At 65.1% G+C, this 21,235-nt stretch carries 23 protein-coding genes; 14 read left to right on the top strand and 9 right to left on the bottom strand.

Annotated features, from left to right (window positions below):
* The first annotated feature begins 8 nt into the window (after positions 1-8).
* Positions 9-458, top strand: coding sequence for a CAP domain-containing protein (locus A7G45_RS01955; RefSeq protein ID WP_260933014.1), 450 nt, complete (start codon positions 9-11; stop codon positions 456-458).
* A gap of 288 nt (positions 459-746) precedes the next feature.
* On the opposite strand, the gene A7G45_RS01945 is transcribed toward A7G45_RS01955, so the two are convergent.
* Both A7G45_RS01945 and A7G45_RS01940 read right to left on the bottom strand, forming a co-directional pair.
* Positions 747-1,808: an IS630 family transposase gene (locus A7G45_RS01945; RefSeq protein WP_260933012.1), complete on the bottom strand. Its 1,062-nt coding sequence runs from the start codon at positions 1,806-1,808 to the stop codon at positions 747-749.
* 441 nt (positions 1,809-2,249) lie between these two features.
* The gene (locus A7G45_RS01940) at positions 2,250-2,942 is read right to left on the bottom strand and encodes a hypothetical protein (RefSeq protein ID WP_260933009.1); all 693 of its coding nucleotides are present in this window, start codon (positions 2,940-2,942) and stop codon (positions 2,250-2,252) included.
* A 580-nt stretch (positions 2,943-3,522) separates the two neighbouring features.
* Here A7G45_RS01940 and A7G45_RS01935 point away from each other — a divergent pair.
* The 3 genes from A7G45_RS01935 (at position 3,523) to A7G45_RS01925 (ending at position 5,983) form a co-directional block, all read left to right on the top strand.
* Positions 3,523-4,455 carry an NAD-dependent epimerase/dehydratase family protein gene (locus A7G45_RS01935; protein ID WP_260937897.1) on the top strand — a complete coding sequence of 311 codons (933 nt, stop codon included), beginning with the start codon at positions 3,523-3,525 and terminating at the stop codon, positions 4,453-4,455.
* Positions 4,456-4,550: 95 nt separating this feature from the next.
* Complete coding sequence (locus A7G45_RS01930) at positions 4,551-4,976, top strand: nitroreductase family deazaflavin-dependent oxidoreductase (protein ID WP_260933005.1); 426 nt, start codon at positions 4,551-4,553, stop codon at positions 4,974-4,976.
* Between the two features lie 233 nt (positions 4,977-5,209).
* On the top strand, positions 5,210-5,983 hold the full coding sequence (locus tag A7G45_RS01925; protein WP_260933003.1) for a hypothetical protein: 774 nt from the start codon (positions 5,210-5,212) through the stop codon (positions 5,981-5,983).
* Here A7G45_RS01925 and A7G45_RS01920 read toward each other — a convergent pair.
* Entirely contained in the window at positions 5,980-6,255 is a 276-nt protein-coding gene (locus tag A7G45_RS01920) for a hypothetical protein (RefSeq protein ID WP_260933001.1), read from the bottom strand. The two genes, A7G45_RS01925 and A7G45_RS01920, sit on opposite strands and share 4 nt — an antisense overlap.
* Complete coding sequence (locus tag A7G45_RS01915) at positions 6,255-6,638, bottom strand: heme-binding protein (RefSeq protein WP_043390640.1); 384 nt, start codon at positions 6,636-6,638, stop codon at positions 6,255-6,257. The genes A7G45_RS01920 and A7G45_RS01915 overlap by 1 nt, the downstream gene beginning before the upstream one ends.
* A 256-nt stretch (positions 6,639-6,894) precedes the next feature.
* Here A7G45_RS01915 and A7G45_RS01910 point away from each other — a divergent pair, with 256 nt between their 5' ends.
* The 3 genes from A7G45_RS01910 to A7G45_RS01900 are packed head-to-tail and all read left to right on the top strand — an operon-like array spanning position 6,895 to position 9,091.
* Complete coding sequence (locus A7G45_RS01910) at positions 6,895-7,680, top strand: bestrophin-like domain (protein WP_260932996.1); 786 nt, start codon at positions 6,895-6,897, stop codon at positions 7,678-7,680.
* Between the two features lie 47 nt (positions 7,681-7,727).
* Positions 7,728-8,108 carry an ArsR/SmtB family transcription factor gene (locus A7G45_RS01905; protein ID WP_276554705.1) on the top strand — a complete coding sequence of 127 codons (381 nt, stop codon included), beginning with the start codon at positions 7,728-7,730 and terminating at the stop codon, positions 8,106-8,108.
* Complete coding sequence (locus A7G45_RS01900) at positions 8,105-9,091, top strand: cation diffusion facilitator family transporter (protein ID WP_260932993.1); 987 nt, start codon at positions 8,105-8,107, stop codon at positions 9,089-9,091. Before A7G45_RS01905 ends, A7G45_RS01900 begins: the two co-directional genes overlap by 4 nt.
* On the opposite strand, the gene A7G45_RS01895 is transcribed toward A7G45_RS01900, so the two are convergent.
* On the bottom strand, positions 9,088-9,519 hold the full coding sequence (locus A7G45_RS01895) for an ester cyclase (protein ID WP_260932988.1): 432 nt from the start codon (positions 9,517-9,519) through the stop codon (positions 9,088-9,090). The two genes, A7G45_RS01900 and A7G45_RS01895, sit on opposite strands and share 4 nt — an antisense overlap.
* Positions 9,520-9,538: 19 nt before the next feature.
* Complete coding sequence (locus tag A7G45_RS01890) at positions 9,539-9,889, bottom strand: ArsR/SmtB family transcription factor (RefSeq protein ID WP_260932985.1); 351 nt, start codon at positions 9,887-9,889, stop codon at positions 9,539-9,541.
* An 83-nt stretch (positions 9,890-9,972) separates the two neighbouring features.
* On the opposite strand from A7G45_RS01890, the gene A7G45_RS01885 reads away from it, so the two are divergent.
* Positions 9,973-11,922, top strand: a complete 1,950-nt coding sequence (locus A7G45_RS01885) for a heavy metal translocating P-type ATPase (protein WP_260932981.1) — start codon at positions 9,973-9,975, stop codon at positions 11,920-11,922.
* On the opposite strand, the gene rd is transcribed toward A7G45_RS01885, so the two are convergent.
* On the bottom strand, positions 11,910-12,092 hold the full coding sequence (rd, locus tag A7G45_RS01880; protein ID WP_043390653.1) for a rubredoxin: 183 nt from the start codon (positions 12,090-12,092) through the stop codon (positions 11,910-11,912). The genes A7G45_RS01885 and rd overlap by 13 nt on opposite strands.
* Positions 12,093-12,120: 28 nt before the next feature.
* A complete protein-coding gene (locus A7G45_RS01875) occupies positions 12,121-13,203 on the bottom strand; it encodes a fatty acid desaturase (protein ID WP_260932976.1) in 1,083 nt (360 codons plus the stop codon).
* A gap of 83 nt (positions 13,204-13,286) precedes the next feature.
* Here A7G45_RS01875 and A7G45_RS01870 point away from each other — a divergent pair, with 83 nt between their 5' ends.
* Both A7G45_RS01870 and A7G45_RS01865 read left to right on the top strand, forming a co-directional pair.
* Complete coding sequence (locus A7G45_RS01870; protein ID WP_071286653.1) at positions 13,287-14,003, top strand: TetR family transcriptional regulator; 717 nt, start codon at positions 13,287-13,289, stop codon at positions 14,001-14,003.
* Positions 14,004-14,046: 43 nt separating this feature from the next.
* Entirely contained in the window at positions 14,047-15,258 is a 1,212-nt protein-coding gene (locus A7G45_RS01865; RefSeq protein ID WP_260932972.1) for an acyl-CoA dehydrogenase family protein, read from the top strand.
* A gap of 1 nt (position 15,259) precedes the next feature.
* Here the strand turns inward: A7G45_RS01865 and A7G45_RS01860 are convergent, their stop codons facing one another.
* On the bottom strand, positions 15,260-16,087 hold the full coding sequence (locus tag A7G45_RS01860; protein WP_260932970.1) for an SDR family oxidoreductase: 828 nt from the start codon (positions 16,085-16,087) through the stop codon (positions 15,260-15,262).
* A 142-nt stretch (positions 16,088-16,229) separates the two neighbouring features.
* On the opposite strand from A7G45_RS01860, the gene A7G45_RS01855 reads away from it, so the two are divergent.
* The 4 genes from A7G45_RS01855 to A7G45_RS01840 are packed head-to-tail and all read left to right on the top strand — an operon-like array spanning position 16,230 to position 21,233.
* Complete coding sequence (locus tag A7G45_RS01855; protein ID WP_260932967.1) at positions 16,230-17,615, top strand: aldehyde dehydrogenase family protein; 1,386 nt, start codon at positions 16,230-16,232, stop codon at positions 17,613-17,615.
* Complete coding sequence (locus A7G45_RS01850; protein WP_043983958.1) at positions 17,615-19,036, top strand: wax ester/triacylglycerol synthase family O-acyltransferase; 1,422 nt, start codon at positions 17,615-17,617, stop codon at positions 19,034-19,036. Before A7G45_RS01855 ends, A7G45_RS01850 begins: the two co-directional genes overlap by 1 nt.
* A complete protein-coding gene (locus A7G45_RS01845; protein WP_043983959.1) occupies positions 19,036-19,998 on the top strand; it encodes a PDR/VanB family oxidoreductase in 963 nt (320 codons plus the stop codon). Before A7G45_RS01850 ends, A7G45_RS01845 begins: the two co-directional genes overlap by 1 nt.
* Positions 19,995-21,233, top strand: coding sequence for a cytochrome P450 (locus A7G45_RS01840; RefSeq protein WP_043390670.1), 1,239 nt, complete (start codon positions 19,995-19,997; stop codon positions 21,231-21,233). Before A7G45_RS01845 ends, A7G45_RS01840 begins: the two co-directional genes overlap by 4 nt.
* Positions 21,234-21,235: the final 2 nt, after the last annotated feature.

Here is a 21,235-nt window from a genome sequence, read left to right as displayed (position 1 = left end):
GGGCATCGGTGTGGACACCGCACGCAAGTGGCGCGCTCCCGGGTACTGCGCGCGCGGACAACAAGCGCCTCGACAACAGCGTGGTGGCCAACGTGTACACCATCCAACATCAAGCCGGCTGCACCAACGACGTGCGCAGCTTTCCGCAGCTACAGTTGGCGGCCGTATGGCACGCCGATGACCTCATGGCGAACCGAAACCTCGACGGAGACATCGGATCTGACGGTTCCACCGTGACTGACCGAGCACGTGCCGCGGGCTTCAGGGGTGCCGTAGCCGAAACGGTCGCGATCAATCCGGCGCTCGCGATCAACAACATTGACATCCTCAACCAGTGGTACTACGACCCCGCTGCCATGACGATCATGAGTAACTGCGCCTACACCCTGATGGGGGTCTGGTCGGAAAACAGCATCGACCGGTCGGTCGTCGTCGCCGTCTACGGGGCGCCCGCATGAGCCACGTGGGCATTGGTGCTCCAATCGAATCATGTTGCGCAACAACAACAACGTTCTTGTGTGTCCGCTGGTTTGCGGCCGAGCCGTCGCCATCATCGGATTCAGCAGTGCGCTCCGAGAGGTAGGTGCAGCCATGGATCCTGTTCCGGATTACGACGCCAGTGACGAGGTCGAATACTTCTTCACCTGGCTACCCTGGGCTCTTCGCGGTGTTTATCCGCCCCCCGCGTATCCACCAGTGTGATCGTCATGTCACGCATCGATGCCAGGGATTGGGTCAAGTGCGGGCTAGTGTCGCGCGTCTGAATTTGTTTTACGGGCGTGTGGCAGGATTTCTTCTGCGGTCTTGGTCCACACGAACGGGTGGCAGCGCTGATTCCAGCCGTCGATGAATGTGGTGATGGCCCCGATGAGTTCTTTGACGCTGTCGAATGATCCCCGGCGGATCGCTTGGCGGGTGATGATCGAGAAGAACACTTCGACCATGTTCAGCCAGGATCCTGATGTCGGGGTGAAATGCAGTGTCACACGCGGATTTTTGGCCAGCCACGCGTTGATGTCCGCGTGTTTGTGGGTGTGGTAGTTGTCGCACACCACGTGCAACCGCCGCCGCGGGTAGGCGCGGGCGACGGTCTTGAGGAAGTCCAGGAATTCGGCCTTGCCGTGGCGCTCGTAGCAGCGGTCGGTCACTTTCCCGGTCGCGATCTCCAGCGCCGCGAACAAGGTGGCGGTGCCGTTGCGCTGGTAGTCGTGGGTGGCTTTCTCGGGCAGACCCGGACGCATCGGCAGGATCGGCTGGGTCCGGTTCAAGGCCTGGATCTGGCTTTTCTCGTCCACGCACAACACGATCGCCTTCTCGGGCGGGTTCAGATACAAACCCACCATATCACGGACTTTGGCTTCCAGCTCCGGATCGGTGGAGAACTTGAACGTCTGCCGGCGCCACGGTTTGACCCCGTAGCGGCGCCACGCGCGGGCCACCGTGGCACCCCCGACACCCAAGTGCTTTCCCAGCAGCCGGCTCGACCAGTGGGTCACCGCCAGCGAATCCGGGGGCGGGTCGAGTGTGGCTGCCAGGATCGCCGCATCGTCGACCGTCTTGGGCCGACCGCTGCGCGGCTCATCGTCCAGACCGTCAATGCCCAACGCGGCGAACCGATCCCGCCACTTGATCACGGTCGGACGCGACACCCCGACCTGCCGGGCCGCACTCGAGGTCCCCGCGCCATCGGCAACCGCCAACACGATCCGCGCCCGCTCCACACGTCCGGCAGGCATCGTCGAGGACCGAACCCACGACTCCAACGTCACACGATCTTCAGGACTGATCAGCAGTGCAGATGACGGCATACACCATCATCCCACACTGTCAACTAATTAATGACGCGCGACACTAGTTGGCTCGCCGGTCGGCCGGTCGGCAACGAATGGGCTTACGTAGGCGAAGCTCTGCGGAGGCACGCCAGACGGCAGAAGATCGGAGATGGCGAGCGGACTCTCAAGTCGAACGGCTGATCTGATACCGATGCCTGCGCCAGCAGGGTAGCCCGCGTAGTAGCGATCGAAGGGCGATGCGTTCGATGCATCCCACTTTGGAAAATCTGCGCCAAAGTACATGCGGCGCCGCGGTAACCGTGCGGTCGACTTCGAAGTACCCGATGACCCGTTGAACGGGCGCAGTGGCGTACACCCAAACAATAGTTACGTCGTTCGCGAGCGGCCGCTTCCGGAACTCAACAAGTTTCCGCCCGTCCATGATCGCCTCAGCGAACTGGGGGTGGATGGAGAGCACTACCTGTCGGCCAGTTGTTGGTGAACCCATTGGGTGCCAACCTCCTTCACCTTGGTTACCGTTTGTGGCGGCCCCTTGAGCACACCGTTGGCAATGAGTTCCGAGTCGGTCCACGGTGGCTCGACGCCGCGATCCTTACGAAACAGCAGGATTAGTACACCGCGGGAATGTGCCGCCAGCTCTGAGATGTCGTCGGTACCGTAAACCGTGCGACCCGCAACGAGATTGAGCACTTCGTCGGAGAGGATGTGCGGTGCGCGTGCTCGACGACGCCGACAACCGAAACGACCTGCAGGCCCGACCGGTAGAAACAAGATGACATCGCCAGGGCGCATCTGATTGGTTGGAGCGTTGCACAAGTGGGCTTTTCGTAACGCGTTCCCCCACGGTCGAGTTGCTTGGCCGGCGATGTCGGGGAACGTGAGCTGATCCCCGACGGCATCAGATGCACACTCGGGGAAGAGCTGATCATGCCAATGCGCGCGGATAGGGATGACGAAGACCGAGGCGTCCGTCGAGATGGCCGGCGGGCCATATCTAATGTGGTAGTCGAGCGGCGATAGACCTTCGTTGCGCGGCTGAAAGCTTTTGAGCAGAACGAGCTCGCCGCGCGTGGACTGCCCGTGGCGATCGCCATGAAGGTTCACTACTTCAAGAACGCGTCCAACAAATGGAGCACGAACGACGTGCATGACATCGACGCGCTGGCCGTCGCCGTTGCCTACTGTGATGCCGTTTTTCGGACAAGAAGGCGATGCACGCGGTCAGGTCGAGTCGTGAACTGGACATCTTCGGCACCGTCCTGCCACGCACGCCATTGGAGATGGCCGACTGGCTTGACCAGCAACCCGCGGTCCCCGCGGTGGGGTAGATCCGGCGCGTTCCGAAATCGGGGTAGGCGCGTTCCGCGACTAAAAATTGCACCCACGCTGATCAGCGGCATCGGGATTTTCGACAGGTCCCCGGGGGCGGGGGACGCCTCATGTTAGTTGGCGAGCCGTCGACCGGGTATTCGGGCTCGCGGTGACGGCGCGTTCGTGATGTAAGTGAGGCCAGTGGGCTGTGTGTGACCAGCCGCGGGCGGATCGTGTCCCAATGGGCGGTCACGTGACCAAGGTCGCTCCCGGAGCGCGGGCGACGGGCGCCAATGGCGCCGCTGCCGGCCGTAGCGTCGGCTCCGCAACGGGGGTTCTCGCAACAGTAGGGGGTTGGATCGTGCGCGTGCTGATCACGGGTGGCACTGGATTTGTCGGCGGGTAGAGCGCGAAAGCGATTGCAGACGCCGGACATTCGGTTCGGTTCCTGGTGCGCAATCCGGACCGGCTGCACACCAGCGTCGCCAAACTCGGCGTCGACGTTTCCGACTACGCGGTCGGTGACATCACCGATCGCGATTCGGTCATGCGGGCACTCGACGGGTGCGACGCCGTCCTGCACGCCGCCGCCCTGGTCGCCACCGATCCGAGCCAGACGGCACAGATGCTGGCCACCAACATGGACGGCACCCGCAATGTGCTCGGGGGCGCCGCGGCGCTCGGACTCGATCCGATCATTCACGTCTCGAGCTTCACCGCGCTGTTTCACCCCGGCCTGCAAACCCTGGAAGCGGACCTGCCGGTGGTCGGCGGCACCGACGGCTACGGACGTTCCAAAGCGCAGGTCGACATCTACGCCCGGGGAATGCAGGACGGCGGCGCGCCGGTGAACGTGACCTATCCCGGGATGGTGCTGGGTCCGCCGGTCGGCGACCAGTTCGGTGAAGCCGGGGAGGGCGTTGCCGCGGCCCTGCAATTCGGGGCGATTCCGGCAGGCGGAGACGCGGCCTGGTCGGTCGTGGACGTTCGCGACCTCGCTGCCCTGCACGTCGCGCTGCTCGAGCCGGAACGCGGACCGCGCCGCTACATGGCCGGCGGTCATCGGATTCCGATCGCCGAACTGGTGAAGCTGCTCAGCGAGGCCGGCGACAAGCGCGTCGTCAACGTCCCGGTGCCTGGTTCGCTGCTGCGCGGCGCGGGCCGGTTGTTCGACCGGCTCGGTCCCTATCTGCCGTACGGTGCGCCGTTCACCGAAGCAGGCATGCAGTACTTCACGCAGATGCCGGAGTCCGACGACACGCCAAGCGAACGGGAACTCGGCGTCACCTACCGCGATCCGCGGATCACACTCGCGGACACCGTCGCCGGCCTTCGCGAGCTCGACCGCTAGTTCCTGGCGACGGGGCCGATGAGAGTGGTCGGCAACACACTTCCACCTATATCAATTTGATTGACATAGGTGGTCGGCGGCGACATCATGGAGTCATGAGCACTTCCGGAGACGAGACGGATTTCCACAACGACGTGATCAGCCAGATCCGCGAAAACGGCGCGGTCGATGGCTGGTTCGCCCAGTTCGACATGCTGATCCTGCACACCGTCGGAGCCAAGTCCGGCCAGCCGCGACTGAACCCGATGGCGTACCAGAAGTCTGACGGCGACGAGATCTACGTCTTCGCATCCAACAACGGCAAGGACACGAGCTCGGCCTGGTACCACAACGCGGTGGCCCATCCCGAGCAGGTGTCAGTCGAAATCGGGCCCGCCAGGTACGGGGTTCGGGTGCGCGAGGTGCACGGTGCTGAACGGGACCGCATCTACCAGACGCAGGCCGACCGCTTCGAGAACTTCGCTGAATATGAGCGGAAGACTGCGCGGACGATTCCGGTTCTCGGACTTACCCGGATCTAGCGGTAGCGCAACTCGGCCGCGGCGAAAGCCGCCGCCTGACGCAAAACGGATCGGCCCCCTTCTCCGGCGGGAAGGGGACCGATTTCTGCACGTGGGGTGCGGAAATTTGGCATTATTTACGCAATTGCAGAATCACGCGACCGGGCGTCGAATGGAATGGTCATTCCGGGGTAAATGTCAAATCGCAGCAATTGTGGTAACGACGTTCTCTGGTTGTCTACACTTCCGTCCAAATGTGTGAATTTGACATGAACGCGTGCGATCCCGTCGATGTGGCGCGCCAGTTGGACGCGACGGGTGTCGCTCAGGTAGCAAACGCCGTGCAATGGGATTGGGTGATCGATTCCCGCGCGGAAATCGACCGTTGGCTGGCCGCGCATGGCGAGAAAGACCATTTCGTCCTATCGCCACAGGATGGGCACCTTGAGTCGATTCATGCGTTCATGGCCAGCGATTCGGTTCGCACATTTCTCGACAATGTCGTGCGCCAGCGCTTCCCGGACCGGGCGCACGAATTGGCCGGTACCGCGGTGCGCATCGTGGCCGGTCCGCACGCCGACGGTGACGCGTGGTGGTTCCACTACGACGCCAGCGTCGTGACCATGGTGGTCCCGCTGTTCATCCCCGACGCGGAGCCGGGCCGCTCAGGCGAGCTGGTGGGCTACTTCAACAAGCGGCCGTTCCGGCGGTCTGTGGCGATCAACATCCTCGAGAAGATCGTCCACCAGAGCGCAACGTTCCGGCAGCGGATCTTGCAGAGCCTCGGCCGCGCTGGCGGCCCGACCGTCGTCGACATGAATGTCGGTGACGTGTACCTGTTCTGGGGCTATCGAAGCTTGCACGCCAACATGCCGATCGCCTCAGGTCAGCGGCGCGTCACGTTGCTCATTCACTATGGGCAGCCGCACGCGCCCAGCGGCACCTTGGCCGCGGCCAAACGCCTGCACTGGGCGCTGCGCGGCCGCGCCGACGCCGCGGACCAGCCGGCCGCGGCGAGGGCGTACTAGCGGCAGGTGTTGGCGCTGACCCAGCGGCCGTTCCAGCCGACGCACCCCTGCACGGGTGGTGGCGGCGGGGGCGGCGGCATGTCCTCGGGCAGCGGCGCGTAGTAGGCCGGCGGCGGAGCGTATGGCGCGACGGCGCCGAAGTCGGTGCATCCGCTGACCGTGATGCGTCGTCCGGCGCCGAAGCAGACGTCGGCACTCGCGGTACCGGCAGGGGCGACGGCGATCAATCCGGGCACGGCTGCAGCTGCCAACGCGGCAGCGACGAGGCGCATCATTCGCCGAGCAGCGGGCGGTCGGGCTGCGCCAGGCCGCAGCGCTCGCGGAAATCGGTCATGGGCTGACGGATCGCCCGGAGTTCATTGTGCGCCTGCGGGTTTGCGTCGAAGAAGGTGCGCACGTCGTTGGCCACCTCATCGCGGGGCTTGCCCTGCAGGCTGCCGTAGAAGTCGTTGACGTCCGGGTGCGTGAACAGGTAGGCGGAGGCGGCGGCCGCGACGCCCGATGCCACGCCGGCCAGGTCGGCGGGGGTGCAGTTGGGGGCAGTCGGGGCGGCCATCGCCTGACCCGAAGTCGGCAGCGCGACAGCCATGACGGCCATGACGGCTCCTGCGGCAGCCACGACCGCCCGCTGGGCGCCCGATTTGGTGAAGACCATTGCCGTATTCCTTTCCACAGTGCCAGGTTCGGCGTCGATCGGCGCCGGATATAGCCGGACTGTAGCAGGCGGATTGACCCGGACGACATTTTCTGGGAGAGCCCCGGTGTGCTCGTCGGGCCGGTGGTCGATGTCGCCGCCGCCGCACGTTGCCGGCGGACCCGACAACTGCGTGGTGCTGTGCGGTTTCGTGCTTCAGGCAGTTTGCGGAGAATGCTTGGCAACGTCGCGGCGCGATTGGCATGCTTGGTCCACTATGGGTGATCTAGGGGTGTTCGGTGCATGGCTCCTGCTGGCCTTGGTCGTCGGCGGAGCGGTCTGTGTGGCGGTCGGCTGTGTGTTCGTGACGCGCCGCATCATCGCGCGCGATGCGCGTCCGGAACAGAACTCGTTCCTGTCTCCGTTCCTGACCGTCGTCGGCCTGGTTTACGGGGCGCTCCTCGGGTTCACGGTCGTCGTCGGCTGGCAGCAGTTCCTCAGTGCCGAGACCAATGTCGCCAACGAAGCGTCGACCTTGACGACCCTGTATCGCCAAACCATCGCGATGCCCCAGCCGGAGCAGGCGCAGGTGCGTGAACAGCTGCGTAAGTACGCCGCCGCAGTGCAGGGCCCTGCCTGGGGCATGGACGAATTCGCGGACATCAGCAACAACGGTCGCGTTGCGCTCGGCGAGCTGTATCGCATTGTGGGAACGCATAGTTCGGGGCCGACCGCGAGCCCGATCGATTCGCAGTTCCTGAGTGAGCTGACGGTGCTGGCCTCGGATCGCAGCGAGCGCATCCTCAATGCCAGGCAGCGCATCCCCACCTTGCTGTGGTGTGCCTTGATCTTCGGCGGGACGGTGCTGATCCTGCTGACGTGCTTCATGCGGCTGGAAAATGGCCGTGCCCACGCGATCCTTGTCGGCGCGGTTGCCGTCCTGTTGTCGTTGTTGATGTACGTCATCTACACCCTCGATCATCCGTTCGGTCCGATAGGTGTTACATCGCAGCCGTTTTCGCATGCGGTCAAGGTGTTCGACATGGTCGACCGCGGCAGCTGAGCGCTGATCCGAGGATCGCGGTGCGGCCAACGGTCTATTATCTGCGTATGAATGCAGGTAAGCAGATGCCGGCGCCGCTCGCCGATGATCAGGTGCGCCTGGTGGTCGAGGTGTTCCGGATGCTCGCCGACCCGACCCGCGTCCACCTGCTGTGGGCGTTGAGTGCATCCGAGCTGTCGGTCAATGAACTGGCCGAGCGCGTCGGCAAGCCCGCTCCGTCGGTATCGCAGCATCTGGCGAAGCTGCGGATGGCGCGGTTGGTGCAGACCCGTCGTGCCGGGACGACGATCTTCTACAGCCTGGAGAACGAGCACATCCGCCAGCTGGTGGTGGATGCCGTGCACAACGCCGAACATGCCGGTCCCGGTGTGCCGGCCCATCATCGCCAGGATGCCGGCCTGCGGAGCCTCGAAAGGGGCCGACAATGAGTGGGCATCAACACCACCACCATCATGACCATGACCATCCGCATGACCACGGCGTCCGGGGTGTGGTCAAGGGCATCTTCGCGCCGCATTCCCACGACGCGGCGGACAGCCTGGACAGTGCGCTCGAATCGAGTGCGGCCGGTATTCGGGCCGTGAAGATCAGCCTGCTGGTGCTGGGCCTCACCACGGTCGTGCAGATCGCCATCGTGGTGGTGTCGGGGTCGGTGGCGCTGGCCGCCGACACGATCCACAACTTCTCCGATGCGCTGACTGCGGTGCCATTGTGGATCGCATTTGCGTTGGGCGCCAAGGCCGCAACCCGCCGCTACACGTACGGGTTCGGCCGAGTCGAGGACCTCGCGGGGTTGTTCGTGGTCGGCATGATCGCGCTGTCGGCGATCATCGCCGGCTATGAGGCGGTGCAGCGGTTGATCCACCCCCAGGTCATCGATCACGTGGGGTGGGTGGCGCTGGCCGGGTTGGTCGGATTCCTCGGCAACGAAACGGTGGCGGTCTACCGCATCCGGGTGGGACGTCAGATCGGTTCGGCGGCGTTGGTCGCCGACGGCGTGCACGCGCGCACGGACGGATTCACCTCACTGGCGGTGCTGCTCGGCGCCGGCGGGGTGGCCCTTGGGTATCCGCTCGCGGACCCGATCGTCGGGTTGATCATCACGGTGGCGATCCTGGCCGTACTGCGCACCGCGGTGCGAGATGTGTTCCGTCGCTTGCTCGATGGCGTCGACCCGGCGCTCGTCGACACGGCCGAGCGGTCCCTGGCGGCCGAACCTGGCGTGCGGTCGGTGCACAGTGTGCGCATGCGCTGGATGGGGCACCGCCTGCATGCCGACGTGGAGCTCGACCTCGATCCTGACCTGAGCCTGGCGCAGGCCCACCGGATCGCTCACGACGCCGAGCATCATCTGGTCCACGCCGTCCCCAAGCTCACCACGGCGCTGATCCACGCGTATCCGGCGAGCTAGAGGCGGATCGCGCCGAGCTGTTGCAGCTGGGCGAGGGTGTCGACGACACCCCAGACCTCGGCGATCTGTCCGTCGGAGAACCGGATGATGAACATTTCTTCGTACACAACGGGTTTCCCGGTCGGCTCCAGGCCGCGGTACTCGCCGAGATGTGTTCCGGTCACCGTCTGCCGCGAGGCGATCTTGTCATGGTCGACGACCATGTCGTCGACCATGACGTGAATGTCGGGGAAGGCGCGAAGGAGCAGGGTCCAGATGCGTTTCATGGTGTCCGGCCCGGAGCCGGCCGACAGCGGTGAATGGACGACGGCGTCGGGATGGAAGACATCGTCGATCGTGCTCACGATGTCGTCGACGTCCCCGCTGTTGCAACTGCAGTGGAATCGTTCGAAGGTCGCGACATTGGTGCTCGTGGGTGTCGTGGACACGGTTCTCCTCGCCTATGGGTCAGGCCCGATCTGCCAGCCCCAGTCTCAGGTGCTCGCTGTGATAGACGGCTTCGTCGAGCAGTTGCGCGACGTGGTTGTCGTAGAGGCTGTAGACGATGCTGCGTCCGCTGCGGGTGCCGCTCACCAGTCCGAGATTGCGCAGCAGGCGGAGCTGGTGGGAGACGAGGGACTGCTCGAGGCCTATCGCATCGGCGAGGTCTGTGACGGAGCGGGCACCTTGGCGTAGCTCGGTGAGAATCATCAGCCGGCTGGGGGTGGCCAGTGCCTGCAGTGTCGTAGCGACCTGAGCTGCGGCGTCGGCGTCGAGACGCCCGGTCGGGCGATCACGCCCCTCGACACCGTGTCCCATCGTTGTAGTGTACTAGCGCATACACATGAAGACGTATTCATTTGTTCTGATAACGTTGGCCGCATGCGTTTACGAGGTGCGTCATGGCGACGGTGACCCAGGTCGTCCCGCCGGTAACGGCCGGTACGGCGCTGAACCGGTCACGCCGCGGGTGGCTCGACCTATCCGAGATGCGCTGGGCTGCAGCAGCTTTGGTGTTGTTCCTGGCTGGTCTGGTGATACAGCTGGCTGGCGGGCCGACGTGGGCATGGTGGGCTCTGTACCTGGCCTGCTACGTCACCGGCGGTTGGGAACCGGCGCTGGCCGGTCTGCAGGCCCTCCGCGCGAAGACCCTCGACGTGGACTTGTTGATGGTCGTCGCCGCGATCGGCGCGGCATCGATCGGCCAGGTCACCGACGGTGCGTTGTTGATCGTCATCTTCGCGACCTCCGGGGCGCTGGAAGCGCTGGCGACCGCACGTACCGAGGATTCGGTCCGCGGTCTGCTGAACTTGGCCCCCGACACCGCGACCCGGCTGTCGGACGACGGCGAGCAAGTGGTGAAGGCCGCTGAGCTCGCGGTCGGTGACGTGGTGCTGGTGCGGCCAGGGGAGCGGATCTCCGCCGACGCCACGGTGGTCGACGGCGCCAGCGAGGTTGACCAAGCGACGATCACCGGTGAGCCACTGCCCGTGGACAAGAGCGTCGGCGACGAAGTCTTCGCCGGCACGCTCAACGGCACTGGGGCGCTGCGGATCCAGGTGGACCGACGGGCTGCCGACTCGGTGGTGGCGCGCATCGCGGCACTGGTGGACGAGGCGTCGCGGACCAAAGCGCGCACGCAGCTGTTCATCGAGAAAGTCGAGCAGCGGTACTCGCTCGGCATGGTCGTCGTCACCCTCGCGGTGTTCGTCGTGCCCCTGTTGGCGGGAGACACCGTGCGCGCGGCCCTGCTGCGGGCCATGACCTTCATGATCGTGGCGTCACCGTGCGCAGTGGTGCTGGCCACGATGCCGCCGCTGCTGGCGGCCATCGCCAATGCCGGACGTCACGGCGTGCTGGTCAAGTCGGCAGTGGTGATGGAACAGCTCGGCGCCACCACCCGCGTGGCCTTCGACAAGACCGGCACGCTGACCCGTGGCGCGCCTGAACTCGCGGAAATTCATTTGCTGACAGGCGATTTCACCGAAGCTCAGGTGCTGACGTTGGCGGCGGCGGCCGAACATCCCAGCGAGCACGTGCTCGGCGCGGCCATCGTTCGTGCGGCGAAGGCGCGTCGTCTGGCCTTCCCGCGTGTTGCCGATTTCGTTGCCGAACCGGGCCGCGGCGTGCGGGCCACCGTCGACGGACGCGCGGTCACCGTGTCCGCGCCGTCGACCGCAAGCGCCGGCGCGGTGGCGCAGGTGGAACAGCGCGGCTGCACCGCGGTGATCGTCGGGGTCGATGGCCGGTCTGTCGCTGTGCTCGGACTGACCGACCAACTGCGCCCGGACGCCGAGGCTGCAGTCGCCGGCGTTGCCGACCTCACCGAGCAGCATCCGGTGCTGCTCACTGGCGATAATGCTGCTGCAGCAAGGCAATTGGCCGGTCAGGTCGGCATCGTCGAGGTGCGGGCCGGCCTGCTGCCGCACGACAAGGTGGCCGCCGTCCGCGAGTTGCAAGCCGACGGCACGCGCCTCGTCATGGTCGGTGACGGCATCAATGACGCGCCCGCGCTGGCTGCTGCGCATGCCGGCATCGCGATCGGTGGTGCGGGATCGGACCTGACGTTGCAGACCGCGGACGCCGTGGTTATCGGTGATGACCTGCGCGCCATTCCCGCGGTGATCGCACTGTCCCGACGAGCCCGCCGCGTGGTGATGGCCAATCTGGCCATTGCCGCGACATTCATTGCCGTGCTGGTGGTTTGGGACCTGTTCGGCACGCTACCCCTGCCGTTGGGAGTGGCCGGCCACGAGGGGTCGACGATCATCGTCGGGCTCAACGGCCTGCGGATGCTGCGCAATGCCGCCTGGCGGACTGCGGGAGCGTCAGCTTCGAATCATTCTTCGTAGGGGACGAACTCGTCCTTGCTGACACCGCAGACGGGGCACACCCAGTTGTCGGGGATGTCCTCGAACGCGGTGCCGGGCGCGATCCCGCTGTCAGGGTCGCCGTCGGCAGGGTCGTAGATCATGCCGCAGCGCACGCAGATCCACAGCTGGGCGGTTTGGGTCTCGGTCATTGTGTTTCCGTTCGGAGAAGTGGTGCGGTCAGGGCTCGACGTGCGCCGGGGCGAGGCTGAAGCGGTTGGCCCGGTGGAAGGTACCGAAGTCGTTGAACCGGACACCGTTGTCGCGCAGTACTTTCTGGCAATCGTGCTTGATCGCCTCGCGCAGGTAGAACGGGTCGCGGACCAGGAAGTGGTGGATGGCATGGGTCTCGCCGAAGTTGAAGCAGAGGGCGTGGAAAGGCTTGAGCCACTTGGCTGTCCATACCTGGGTCTGCTGCATGACGTTGTGCTTCTCGACGTCGCCGTAGTAGTGCATGTTGGAGCTGACGAAGTGCAGGCAGAACGTGCGCACCGCGTTCGGTGCCAGCAGCGTGACGGCGACGAAGTTCAAGGCCGTCACCCAGCTGCCGGAAATGCTGGTGCCGGTGACGAATTCGAACACGTGCAAGCCGATGAACAGGTGCCACAGCGTGTAGTGGATGATCCCCAGCGGGAAGTACACCGCGAGTGTCTTGGCGGCGAGCTGGCGCGCCTCCTCGGCGGAACGGGCCTCGTGGTTGATGTAGGCGGTGACGATGGCCTGCTGCCGGAGCGGCTTGCTGTAGATGCCGAGCATCGAGTCGAGCAGGCTGAGCAGTCGGTGGCTGCCCCAGCCTTCGCCGTTGGTGATGCCCCGCTCCTCGAGGTCTGAATCGGTGCCCGACACCTCGTGGTGGTGCAGGTGCAGCGTCCGCCGGATCCAGGGGTTGATGGTGCTCGGCCGGAAGAACCAGACCCCGAACATCATCACGTTGTGCACCGCGCGGTGCTGCCGGAAATACATCGAGTGGATGAGGTCGTGCTCCAGTTCGTGCAGCAACGACAGCCAGAACGCGGTGATCAGGATGGTCGCGTACCAGGGCAGGATGCCGGCCGCGTATAGCGCGGCATCGACGAGTACGCCGGCGATCGACGTCAGGAAGATCGCCATCCCGACGCCGTCCTGGTGAGCGGTGAGGAACGGATGGCGCTCGCGCCAGCCGTTACCGATGCGGATGAGCTCGCCCCGGATCTCGGCGATCCGGTCGCGGTCTTCTTCGGCGAGGTTGCGCTCGCCGGGTAGGCGGGTCGCGATGCGTGCCATGATCTCTCCATTCGAGTTAGAGAACGAATGTTCCGTAAGATATGGTTGCCGGTATGCCGAGGTCAATAGCTAGAATTGGATTCGTGACCGGTGACACAGAGAACAGACGCTCTCTATCCGTCGAGGCGGACTCCGGCAAGGGGCGGGATCGGCATGGGCGCCGGACACAGCAGGAGCGCCGCGAGCACACCCGCCGTGCGCTGATGACGGCGGCGCTGGATCTGACGGCCAGCGGGTCGAGCTTCGACGCGCTGAGCCTGCGGCAACTGGCCAGCAAGGCAGGTGTCGCGCCGTCGGCGTTCTATCGCTACTTCCAGTCGCTCGATGACCTCGGCCTTGCGGTGATTCATGAGACGTTTCGCACGCTGCGCGAGATCATGGGCGAGATGGCCAATCTCGACATCGATTCGTCCGGCGGCGCCATCCACGTCGGTGTGCAGGCACTTCGTGGTGTGGTCTCGCGCGACCATGCGCACCTGGCGTTCCTGGCTCGCCAACGCGCGGCCGGCCATTCGGTACTCCGGCGTGAGATCCGGTCGGAGATCCGCTTGTACGCCAGCCAGTTGGCCACCTACATGGCCCGGTTCGAGCCCATTCGGTCGTGGAGCGTCGGTGATGTGGAGATGCTGTCGAGCATGTTGATGGCCACCATTCTCGCTGGTATCGATTCGATGCTCGAGGTCATCGCGCGCGGGCTCGACGAAGAGACCACGGCGCGCGACCTGGACGCGGCCACCGCGATGCTCGAGCGCCAAATTCGGTACCTATACGTCGGTGGTACCGCTTGGCGCAGCAGTTGATGGATTGTGGAACTGAAACCCTTTGACTACCAACAGGAGTGACATGACATTCTCACTGCAGCTCAGCGATGACGTCATCGAGGTGCGCGACTGGGTGCACCAATTCGCCGCAGAGGTCGTACGCCCTGCCGCCGCGGAATGGGACGAGCGGGAACAGACTCCGTGGCCGATCATCCAGGAAGCGGCGAAAATCGGGCTGTACTCACCAGAGCTGTTCGCCACCCAGGCTGCCGAGCCGAGCGGGCTCGGCATGCTCACAGTGTTCGAGGAATTGTTCTGGGGTGACGCCGGTATCGCGCTGTCGATCATGGGTACGGGTCTGGCCGCCGCGGCCTTGGCGGGTAACGGAACTCCTGAACAGATAGGCCGCTGGCTGCCGGAAATGTTCGGCACGGCCGCGGATCCGAAGGTTGCGGCCTTCTGTTCATCTGAGCCCGACGCCGGCTCGGACGTCGGGTCCATCCGGGCCCGGGCCCGGTATGACGAGGCCACCCGTGAGTGGGTGCTCAATGGAACCAAGACCTGGGCCACCAACGGTGGCATCGCCAACGTGCACATCGTGGTCGTGTCGGTGTACCCCGAACTCGGGTCGCGCGGGCAGGCCAGCTTCGTCATCGGACCGGACACCAAGGGCTTGACCCAGGGCCAGAAGTTCAAGAAGCACGGCATCCGGGCGTCGCACACCGCCGAGGTGGTGCTCGACAACGTGCGGCTGCCGGAGGACGCGATCCTCGGCGGCCGGGAGAAGTTCGAAGCCCGGGTGGCTCGGGTGAAGTCGGGTGCGTCGGCGGGCGGCCAGGCCGCGATGAAGACGTTCGAGCGGACACGTCCGACGGTCGGCGCGATGGCAGTCGGGGTGGCCCGGGCCGCCTACGAATATGCCCTCGAATATGCCTGCCAGCGTGAGCAATTCGGCAAGAAGATCGGCGAATTCCAGGCCATCGCTTTCAAGCTGGCGGACATGAAGGCCCGCATCGACGCCGCCCGGCTGTTGGTGTGGCGGGCCGGCTGGATGGCGCGCAACAATGTGCCGTTCGAAAATGCCGAGGGCTCGATGGCGAAACTGGTGGCCAGCGAGACCGCCGTGTACGTGACCGACGAGGCGATTCAGATTCTCGGCGGCAACGGCTACACCCGTGACTATCCGGTCGAGCGGATGCACCGAGATGCCAAGATTTTCACCATCTTCGAGGGCACCAGTGAGATTCAGCGGTTGGTCATCTCGCGGGCGGTGACGGGTCTGACGATCCGCTGAATTACGACTCGTCGATGCGGTGCTGGTACTCGGCGCGGGCTTTCGGGTCGAAGTCGAGGAAGGTGCTGTATGCGCCCAACTGCGTGTTGATGGCATCGCGCAGCCGGCGCCCGATGAGGGGCTGCGTGCGCAGGATCGGTCCGATGACCTTGGGCACGAACACATCCGCAGTTGGCTGTGCGACGGCAGCCACGATTGCCTGAGCGACATCTTCGGGCTGCGCGGTCGGGATGAACTTCAGGCCGGCGGTCCCGGCGATGAGCTCGGTGTTGGTGAATGACGGCATGACGCAGGTGAATTGCACGCCCGTATCGGCATATTCGACGCGGGCGGTCTCGGTGAGCGCGATGACGGCGGCCTTGGTGCCGCAGTAGGTGAGGCCACCGGGCACCGGCGTCTTGCCGGCCGACGAGGCGATGTTGATGATGTGGCCCGAGCCGCGTTCCACCATGGCCGGCAGCGCCAGGTGCATGCCGTTGATGCAACCCATGACGTTGATCTCGACGGCGCGACGGTGCCTGTCGGCGGACTGATCGAGGAACCGCCCGATCGGCATGATCCCGGCGTTGTTGATCAGAACGTCGAGCGGGGCGTCGGCCGTCGCCTCTTTGTGGAACGCCGCGAAGGACTCGTAGTCGGACACATCCACTGGGAAGGACTCGGTGCCGGGGCCGACGATGTTGGCGGCAGCGGCTGCCGACTCGTTGTCCAGGTCGCCGATCACGATGGTGGCTCCGCGCTGGTACAACGCCCTGGCGGTGGCCAGACCGATGCCGCGGCCGGCGCCGGTGATCGCGATCCGTCGTCCACGTAGGGAAGTGGCGCTCATGGGTGATTCCTCTCGTCGTTCCGGTTCAAATGTAGGTCCACATATATTTCCTGCGCAAGAGGTCTTGACTGTCATATATAACGTAACTTACATTTCAAATGTCGCGTAGACGGTACGGAATCTGACGAAGGTGGTGAAGCGAGTGGTTGGTTCAACGGCGTACGAGCAGGAGACCGCGGTGGTCGACACGCTGCGCAAGGTGTTCGCCACCGGTCGCACGCGCGAGCTGTCGTGGCGGATCGACCAGCTGCGCGGCATCGAGCGACTGTGCGAGGAACGTGAGCAGGAGATCGTCGATGCCCTCGCTGCCGACCTGGGCCGCTCGGCGTTCGAGGGTTGGCTGGCCGACATCGCCTCCACCAAGGCCGAGGCGGCCTACGCACGTAAGCACCTCAAGAAGTGGATGCGCCGGCGTCCCGTCGGTCTGCCGCTGAGCCAACTACCGGCCAAGGGCTGGGTGCAGTACGACCCGCTCGGCGTGGTGCTGGTCATCGGCCCGTGGAACTACCCCTTCTATCTGAGCGTCAGCCCGCTGGTCGCCGCCGTCGCCGCCGGCAACTGCGCCGTCGTCAAGCCCTCCGAACTTGCTCCAGCGACCTCTGCGCTCCTCGCCCGCCTGCTGCCGCAATACCTTGACCCCCAGGCGATTCGTATCGCTGAAGGGGACGGCGCGACGACGCAGGCGCTACTGGCTCAGGGTTTCGATCACGCTCTGTTCACCGGCGGCACCGAGGTGGGTAGGAAGATCATGGCCGGCGCGGCGCCGACGCTGACCCCCGTCACGCTGGAGTTGGGCGGCAAGAGTCCGGTCATCGTGACTGCGGACGCCGACATCGACGTCGCCGCCCGGCGCATCGCCTGGGTGAAACTGCTCAACTCGGGGCAGACCTGCATCGCGCCGGACTACGTACTGGCCGAGCGAGCCATCGCGGGCGAACTCGTGGCCAAGATCGCCGAAAACGTCGAACGATTCCGGTCGGCCGAGCCGAACACCTCGCAGCGAATCGTCAACGACCGTCAGTTCGATCGGCTCGCCAGGTTGATCGGCACGACGACCGGCACCGTGGTGATGGGCGGCGGCTCCGATCGATCGACGCTGCGCATGGAACCTACCGTCATTCTCGATCCGGCGGCGGACGATCCGGTCATGGCCGACGAGATCTTCGGCCCGATCCTGCCGGTGATTCGCATCGGCTCAGTCGACGCGGCAGTGCGATACGTCAACGCCAAGCCGAAACCCTTGGCGCTGTATGTGTTCACCGAGTCGACGGCGCAGGCGCGGCACATCATCGACGCGGTTCCGTCCGGCGGCGCTGTCGTCAACCACATCGCGATGCATGTGTTGGTGCCGCAGTTGCCGTTCGGTGGCGTGGGGGCCAGCGGCATGGGTGCGTACCACGGCCGGTGGGGATTCGAAGCGATGAGTCACCACCGCGCCGTGCTGGCCAAGCGCAGCAGTCCGGACCCGCAGATGTTCTACCCGCCATATGGGCGTCTGGCGAAGAAGCTCATGCGAAAGGTGTTCTGATGCGCCGCCTTTCGAGCCTGGATGCCCAGTTCCTGGCAGCAGAAACCCGCACGTTCGGCTCGCATTACAGCGGGCTGGCCGTTTTCGAAACCGGTGACAGTACGACCATCACCGCCGCAACGATGCGGAGTCGGGTGGCGGCCTGTATCGATCAGCTTCCGCCATTGCATTGGAAGGTGATGGAAGTTCCGCTCGGGCTTGATCATCCGGTCTTCATCGAGGCGGAGGTCAACCTGGACGATCACATCTTCGAGTCGACGCTGCCGGAGCAGGCCGACGACGAAATGCTGGGCCGGGCGGTGGCCGACATCTTGTCGACGCGCCTGGATCGAGACAAGCCGTTGTGGCGGCTGGACGTCATCCACGGCCTTCCCGATCGCACTGCTGTGGTGATCACGCTGCACCACGCGGCTGCCGACGGGATCGCGGCCAGCGAAGTCCTGGCCGCGATCCTCGACAACGCGGTGTCGCCGGAACTCGAAACGCGACGCCGATCGGAAGCTGCGCCAAACCCGTTGGGGCTGGCCGTCCGTGGACTGGCAGCGCTCCCCGTTCGTGGCGTTCGGGCGCTGCTGGCCGCCCCTCAGACCTTGGCGCACCTGGATCAGGTGCCGGCCATCCGTGCGCTGCCAGGAGTACACACCCTGGCGCAGACGGTGCGCCGCGACGGAGCTGCGAAGCCTCTCAACGCACCGCGAACTCGGTTCAACGTGAAACTTTCCGGCGCTCGGACCGTGGCATACGGGACGGTGTCGTTCGGTGAGATCAAGGCGCTGAAAGCGCATTTCGGGATCACCGTCAACGATGTGGTGATCGCCTTGTGCGCCGGTGCGCTGCGGCGCCGACTCACCGAGACCGGCGACCTGCCGACGGGGCCGCTGGTCGCCTACATTCCGGTATCGAAGCGGTCGCCCGATACGCAGGATCGCTTCGGCAACGCGATCAGTTCCATCATCGCGCCGGTGCCGGTACACCTGCCGAAACCTGTTGACCGACTGCGTTTTGCGCACGAAACGATGACGGCGGCGAAACAGCGCACCAGCGACGCGCCGGACACCCTGCTCAGCGACGTGAACGATCCGATTCCGGTACCGATCTTCGGGATCGCCGCGCGTGGCCTGATGGAACTGACCTCATCGCGATTCGCCCGGCCGCCGATCAACATGGTCATCTCCAACGTGCCCGGCTCGCCGTCCGCGATGACGTGCGAGGGGGCTCCGCTGGTGGCGACCTACCCGGGCAGCCTCGTGTTCGACGGCTTCGCCCTCAACATCACCGTGGTCAGCTACCAGGACGGTCTCGACATCGGAATCGTCGGTGATGCAACCGCTTTGCCGGATGCATGGGACCTGTTGGCGGATTTCCGCAGCGAATTGGACGAACTGTCTGCCTTGGTCGATTCAGAAAGGAGTGCGCACTGATGTCTGCGACGGACGTCGAACTGGTGGTGCGGCGGCGGGAGACAGCTGCCGATGGCGTGGTGACCCTGGACCTCGTCGAACCCGATGGCAACGAACTGCCCGCGTGGGAGCCCGGCGCCCACATCGACCTGCTGCTCGACGAGGGGCTGGTGCGTCAGTACTCGCTCTGCGGTGATCCGCGCGAGACCGGCACCTGGCGGGTCGGCGTCCTGCTCGACCCGAACAGCCGGGGCGGATCCCAGCATGTCCACGCGCACCTGCAGGAAGGCTCCGCTGTCCGGGTTCGCGGACCCCGCAACAATTTTCCGCTCGTAGCGGCGCCGAGGTACCTGTTCATCGCGGGTGGCATCGGTATCACGCCGATGAAGGCCATGGCCGAAAGCGCGGAGCGCGCGGGCCTCGATTGGTCCATGCTCTACCTCGGCCGCTCGCGGTCCTCGATGGCCTTTCAACAGGAACTGCAGGACACCTACGGTGACCGCGTCACGGTGTGGGCCGACGACGAGCGCGGTGGATTTTTCGACCTGGCCTCTGTGCTGGCGGAGCCGTCGGATGGCACGGTGATCTACAGTTGCGGGCCGGAGCCGCTGCTCGCGGCAGTCGAAAAGCATTGTGCGCATTGGCCGGACGGCAGCCTGCATGTCGAGCGGTTCACCGCCAAAGCGCCGGCCGCCGAAACCCTCGAGCAGGCGCTGGACACCTACCAGGTGATCTGCCAGCGCTCGGCCATCACCGTCGAGGTGTCGGACGGCGTTCCGATGCTGGAGGCGTTGGAAGACGCCGGCGTTCCCATCATGTCGTCCTGCGGTGAAGGCGTCTGCGGCACCTGCCGGGCCACCGTCCTGGAAGGCACTCCCGATCACCGCGACTCACTGCTCACTGACGCCGAACGCGCGTCCGGAGACGTCATCCTGCCCTGTGTTTCCCACTCCCTATCCGGAAAGTTGGTGCTTGACCTATGACCGTTCAATCCGACATCGACCTGGCCACAGTCGATCTCACCGACCTGTCGTACTTCCAGGACGGGCCGCCGCATGAGTTGTTCGCGCGCATGCGTAAGGAGGCGGGTCCGCATTGGAACGCGCTCACCGACGCCGACGAACCCGGTTTCTGGTCGTTCACGAAATACGCCGACATCCAGGCGATCAGCAGCAACTCCGAACTGTTCTCCTCAGCCCGGGGTGGGGTCTTCTTCACCGCCTCCATGGGCGCCGCACCGATCGAGGCGCTGCGCGAAGTGATCCTCGGGATGGACCCGCCGCGGCACACGCAGCAGCGCATGGTGGTGCAGGCGGTCTTCACCCCACGGATGATCCGGCAGATGGAAGCCGAAGTCCGTGCCACGGTGGCCCGGCTGATCGATGACGTAATCGAAAGAGGTACCTGCGACTTCGTCGAGGAGATCGCTGTCGAGCTGCCTCTCATCGTCATCGCCGACATGCTCGGCGTCGTGCAGGAAGACCGCCGGCAGCTGTTCGAGTGGACCAACATGCTGTCGCGTGCGGCGGCGACCGGTGATTCTCAGATGGGCATGGGCGCCCTGATCCAGATCGGTGGTTACCTGACGGCGCTGACCGCCGCGCGCAAGGAGAACCCCGGCACGGATTTGTTGTCGCGGATGCTGACCGCCGAGGTGGACGGCGAGCGCCTGTCCGAAGCCGAAATCACCTTTTTCTTCGCGATTCTGATGTTCGCGGGCAACGACACCACGCGCAACACCGCCTCGGGCGGCCTTCGTGCGCTCATCGAGAATCCGGCGGAGCGGCAGAAGCTGCTCGACGACCCGGAACTGATCCCCGGCGCCGTCGAGGAGATGCTGCGCTGGGTGTCGCCCGTGGTGTACTTCACCCGCACCGTCACTGCCGACACCGTCGTCGGCGGGCACGCGCTGAAAGAGGGTGAGCGCGTGTGCCTGTGGTACCCGGCCGGCTCCCGCGATCCGGAGAAGAACGAGGACCCCGAGACGTTCAACGTCTCGCGCGGCAAGGTGCCGCACATGGCGTTCGGCGGCGGCGGAGCGCACTTCTGCCTCGGTAATCAGTTGGCACGTCTGGAATTGCGGGTGTTGTTCGAGGAGCTCCTGCGCCGCATCCCGGACATGGAGATCACCGGCCCGGTGAACCGGCTGGTGTCGACATTCTCCAACGAATTGACCTCGATGCCGGTCACTTTCACGCCCGGCAGCAGGGAAGGCTGACG

The sequence above is a fragment of the Mycolicibacterium llatzerense genome (genome assembly GCF_025331195.1).
Lineage (GTDB): Bacteria > Actinomycetota > Actinomycetes > Mycobacteriales > Mycobacteriaceae > Mycobacterium > Mycobacterium llatzerense.
The sequence above is the reverse complement of the archived record's forward strand: the minus strand, read 5'-3'. Positions and strand labels throughout refer to the sequence as shown.

What these genes read in the sequence shown, in the direction of transcription:
- A7G45_RS01900 (WP_260932993.1), top strand. Translation starts at nt 8,105, where the DNA reads ATGAGTGGGCATCAACACCACCACCATCATGACCATGACCATCCGCAT.
- A7G45_RS01940 (WP_260933009.1), bottom strand. Translation starts at nt 2,942, where the DNA reads ATGCACGTCGTTCGTGCTCCATTTGTTGGACGCGTTCTTGAAGTAGTG.
- A7G45_RS01945 (WP_260933012.1), bottom strand. Translation starts at nt 1,808, where the DNA reads ATGCCGTCATCTGCACTGCTGATCAGTCCTGAAGATCGTGTGACGTTG.
- A7G45_RS01850 (WP_043983958.1), top strand. Translation starts at nt 17,615, where the DNA reads ATGCGCCGCCTTTCGAGCCTGGATGCCCAGTTCCTGGCAGCAGAAACC.
- rd (WP_043390653.1), bottom strand. Translation starts at nt 12,092, where the DNA reads ATGACCGAGACCCAAACCGCCCAGCTGTGGATCTGCGTGCGCTGCGGC.
- A7G45_RS01890 (WP_260932985.1), bottom strand. Translation starts at nt 9,889, where the DNA reads ATGGGACACGGTGTCGAGGGGCGTGATCGCCCGACCGGGCGTCTCGAC.
- A7G45_RS01865 (WP_260932972.1), top strand. Translation starts at nt 14,047, where the DNA reads ATGACATTCTCACTGCAGCTCAGCGATGACGTCATCGAGGTGCGCGAC.
- A7G45_RS01910 (WP_260932996.1), top strand. Translation starts at nt 6,895, where the DNA reads ATGGGTGATCTAGGGGTGTTCGGTGCATGGCTCCTGCTGGCCTTGGTC.
- A7G45_RS01905 (WP_276554705.1), top strand. Translation starts at nt 7,728, where the DNA reads ATGAATGCAGGTAAGCAGATGCCGGCGCCGCTCGCCGATGATCAGGTG.
- A7G45_RS01920 (WP_260933001.1), bottom strand. Translation starts at nt 6,255, where the DNA reads ATGCGCCTCGTCGCTGCCGCGTTGGCAGCTGCAGCCGTGCCCGGATTG.
- A7G45_RS01860 (WP_260932970.1), bottom strand. Translation starts at nt 16,087, where the DNA reads ATGAGCGCCACTTCCCTACGTGGACGACGGATCGCGATCACCGGCGCC.
- A7G45_RS01925 (WP_260933003.1), top strand. Translation starts at nt 5,210, where the DNA reads ATGTGTGAATTTGACATGAACGCGTGCGATCCCGTCGATGTGGCGCGC.
- A7G45_RS01840 (WP_043390670.1), top strand. Translation starts at nt 19,995, where the DNA reads ATGACCGTTCAATCCGACATCGACCTGGCCACAGTCGATCTCACCGAC.
- A7G45_RS01875 (WP_260932976.1), bottom strand. Translation starts at nt 13,203, where the DNA reads ATGGCACGCATCGCGACCCGCCTACCCGGCGAGCGCAACCTCGCCGAA.
- A7G45_RS01915 (WP_043390640.1), bottom strand. Translation starts at nt 6,638, where the DNA reads ATGGTCTTCACCAAATCGGGCGCCCAGCGGGCGGTCGTGGCTGCCGCA.
- A7G45_RS01845 (WP_043983959.1), top strand. Translation starts at nt 19,036, where the DNA reads ATGTCTGCGACGGACGTCGAACTGGTGGTGCGGCGGCGGGAGACAGCT.
- A7G45_RS01885 (WP_260932981.1), top strand. Translation starts at nt 9,973, where the DNA reads ATGGCGACGGTGACCCAGGTCGTCCCGCCGGTAACGGCCGGTACGGCG.
- A7G45_RS01930 (WP_260933005.1), top strand. Translation starts at nt 4,551, where the DNA reads ATGAGCACTTCCGGAGACGAGACGGATTTCCACAACGACGTGATCAGC.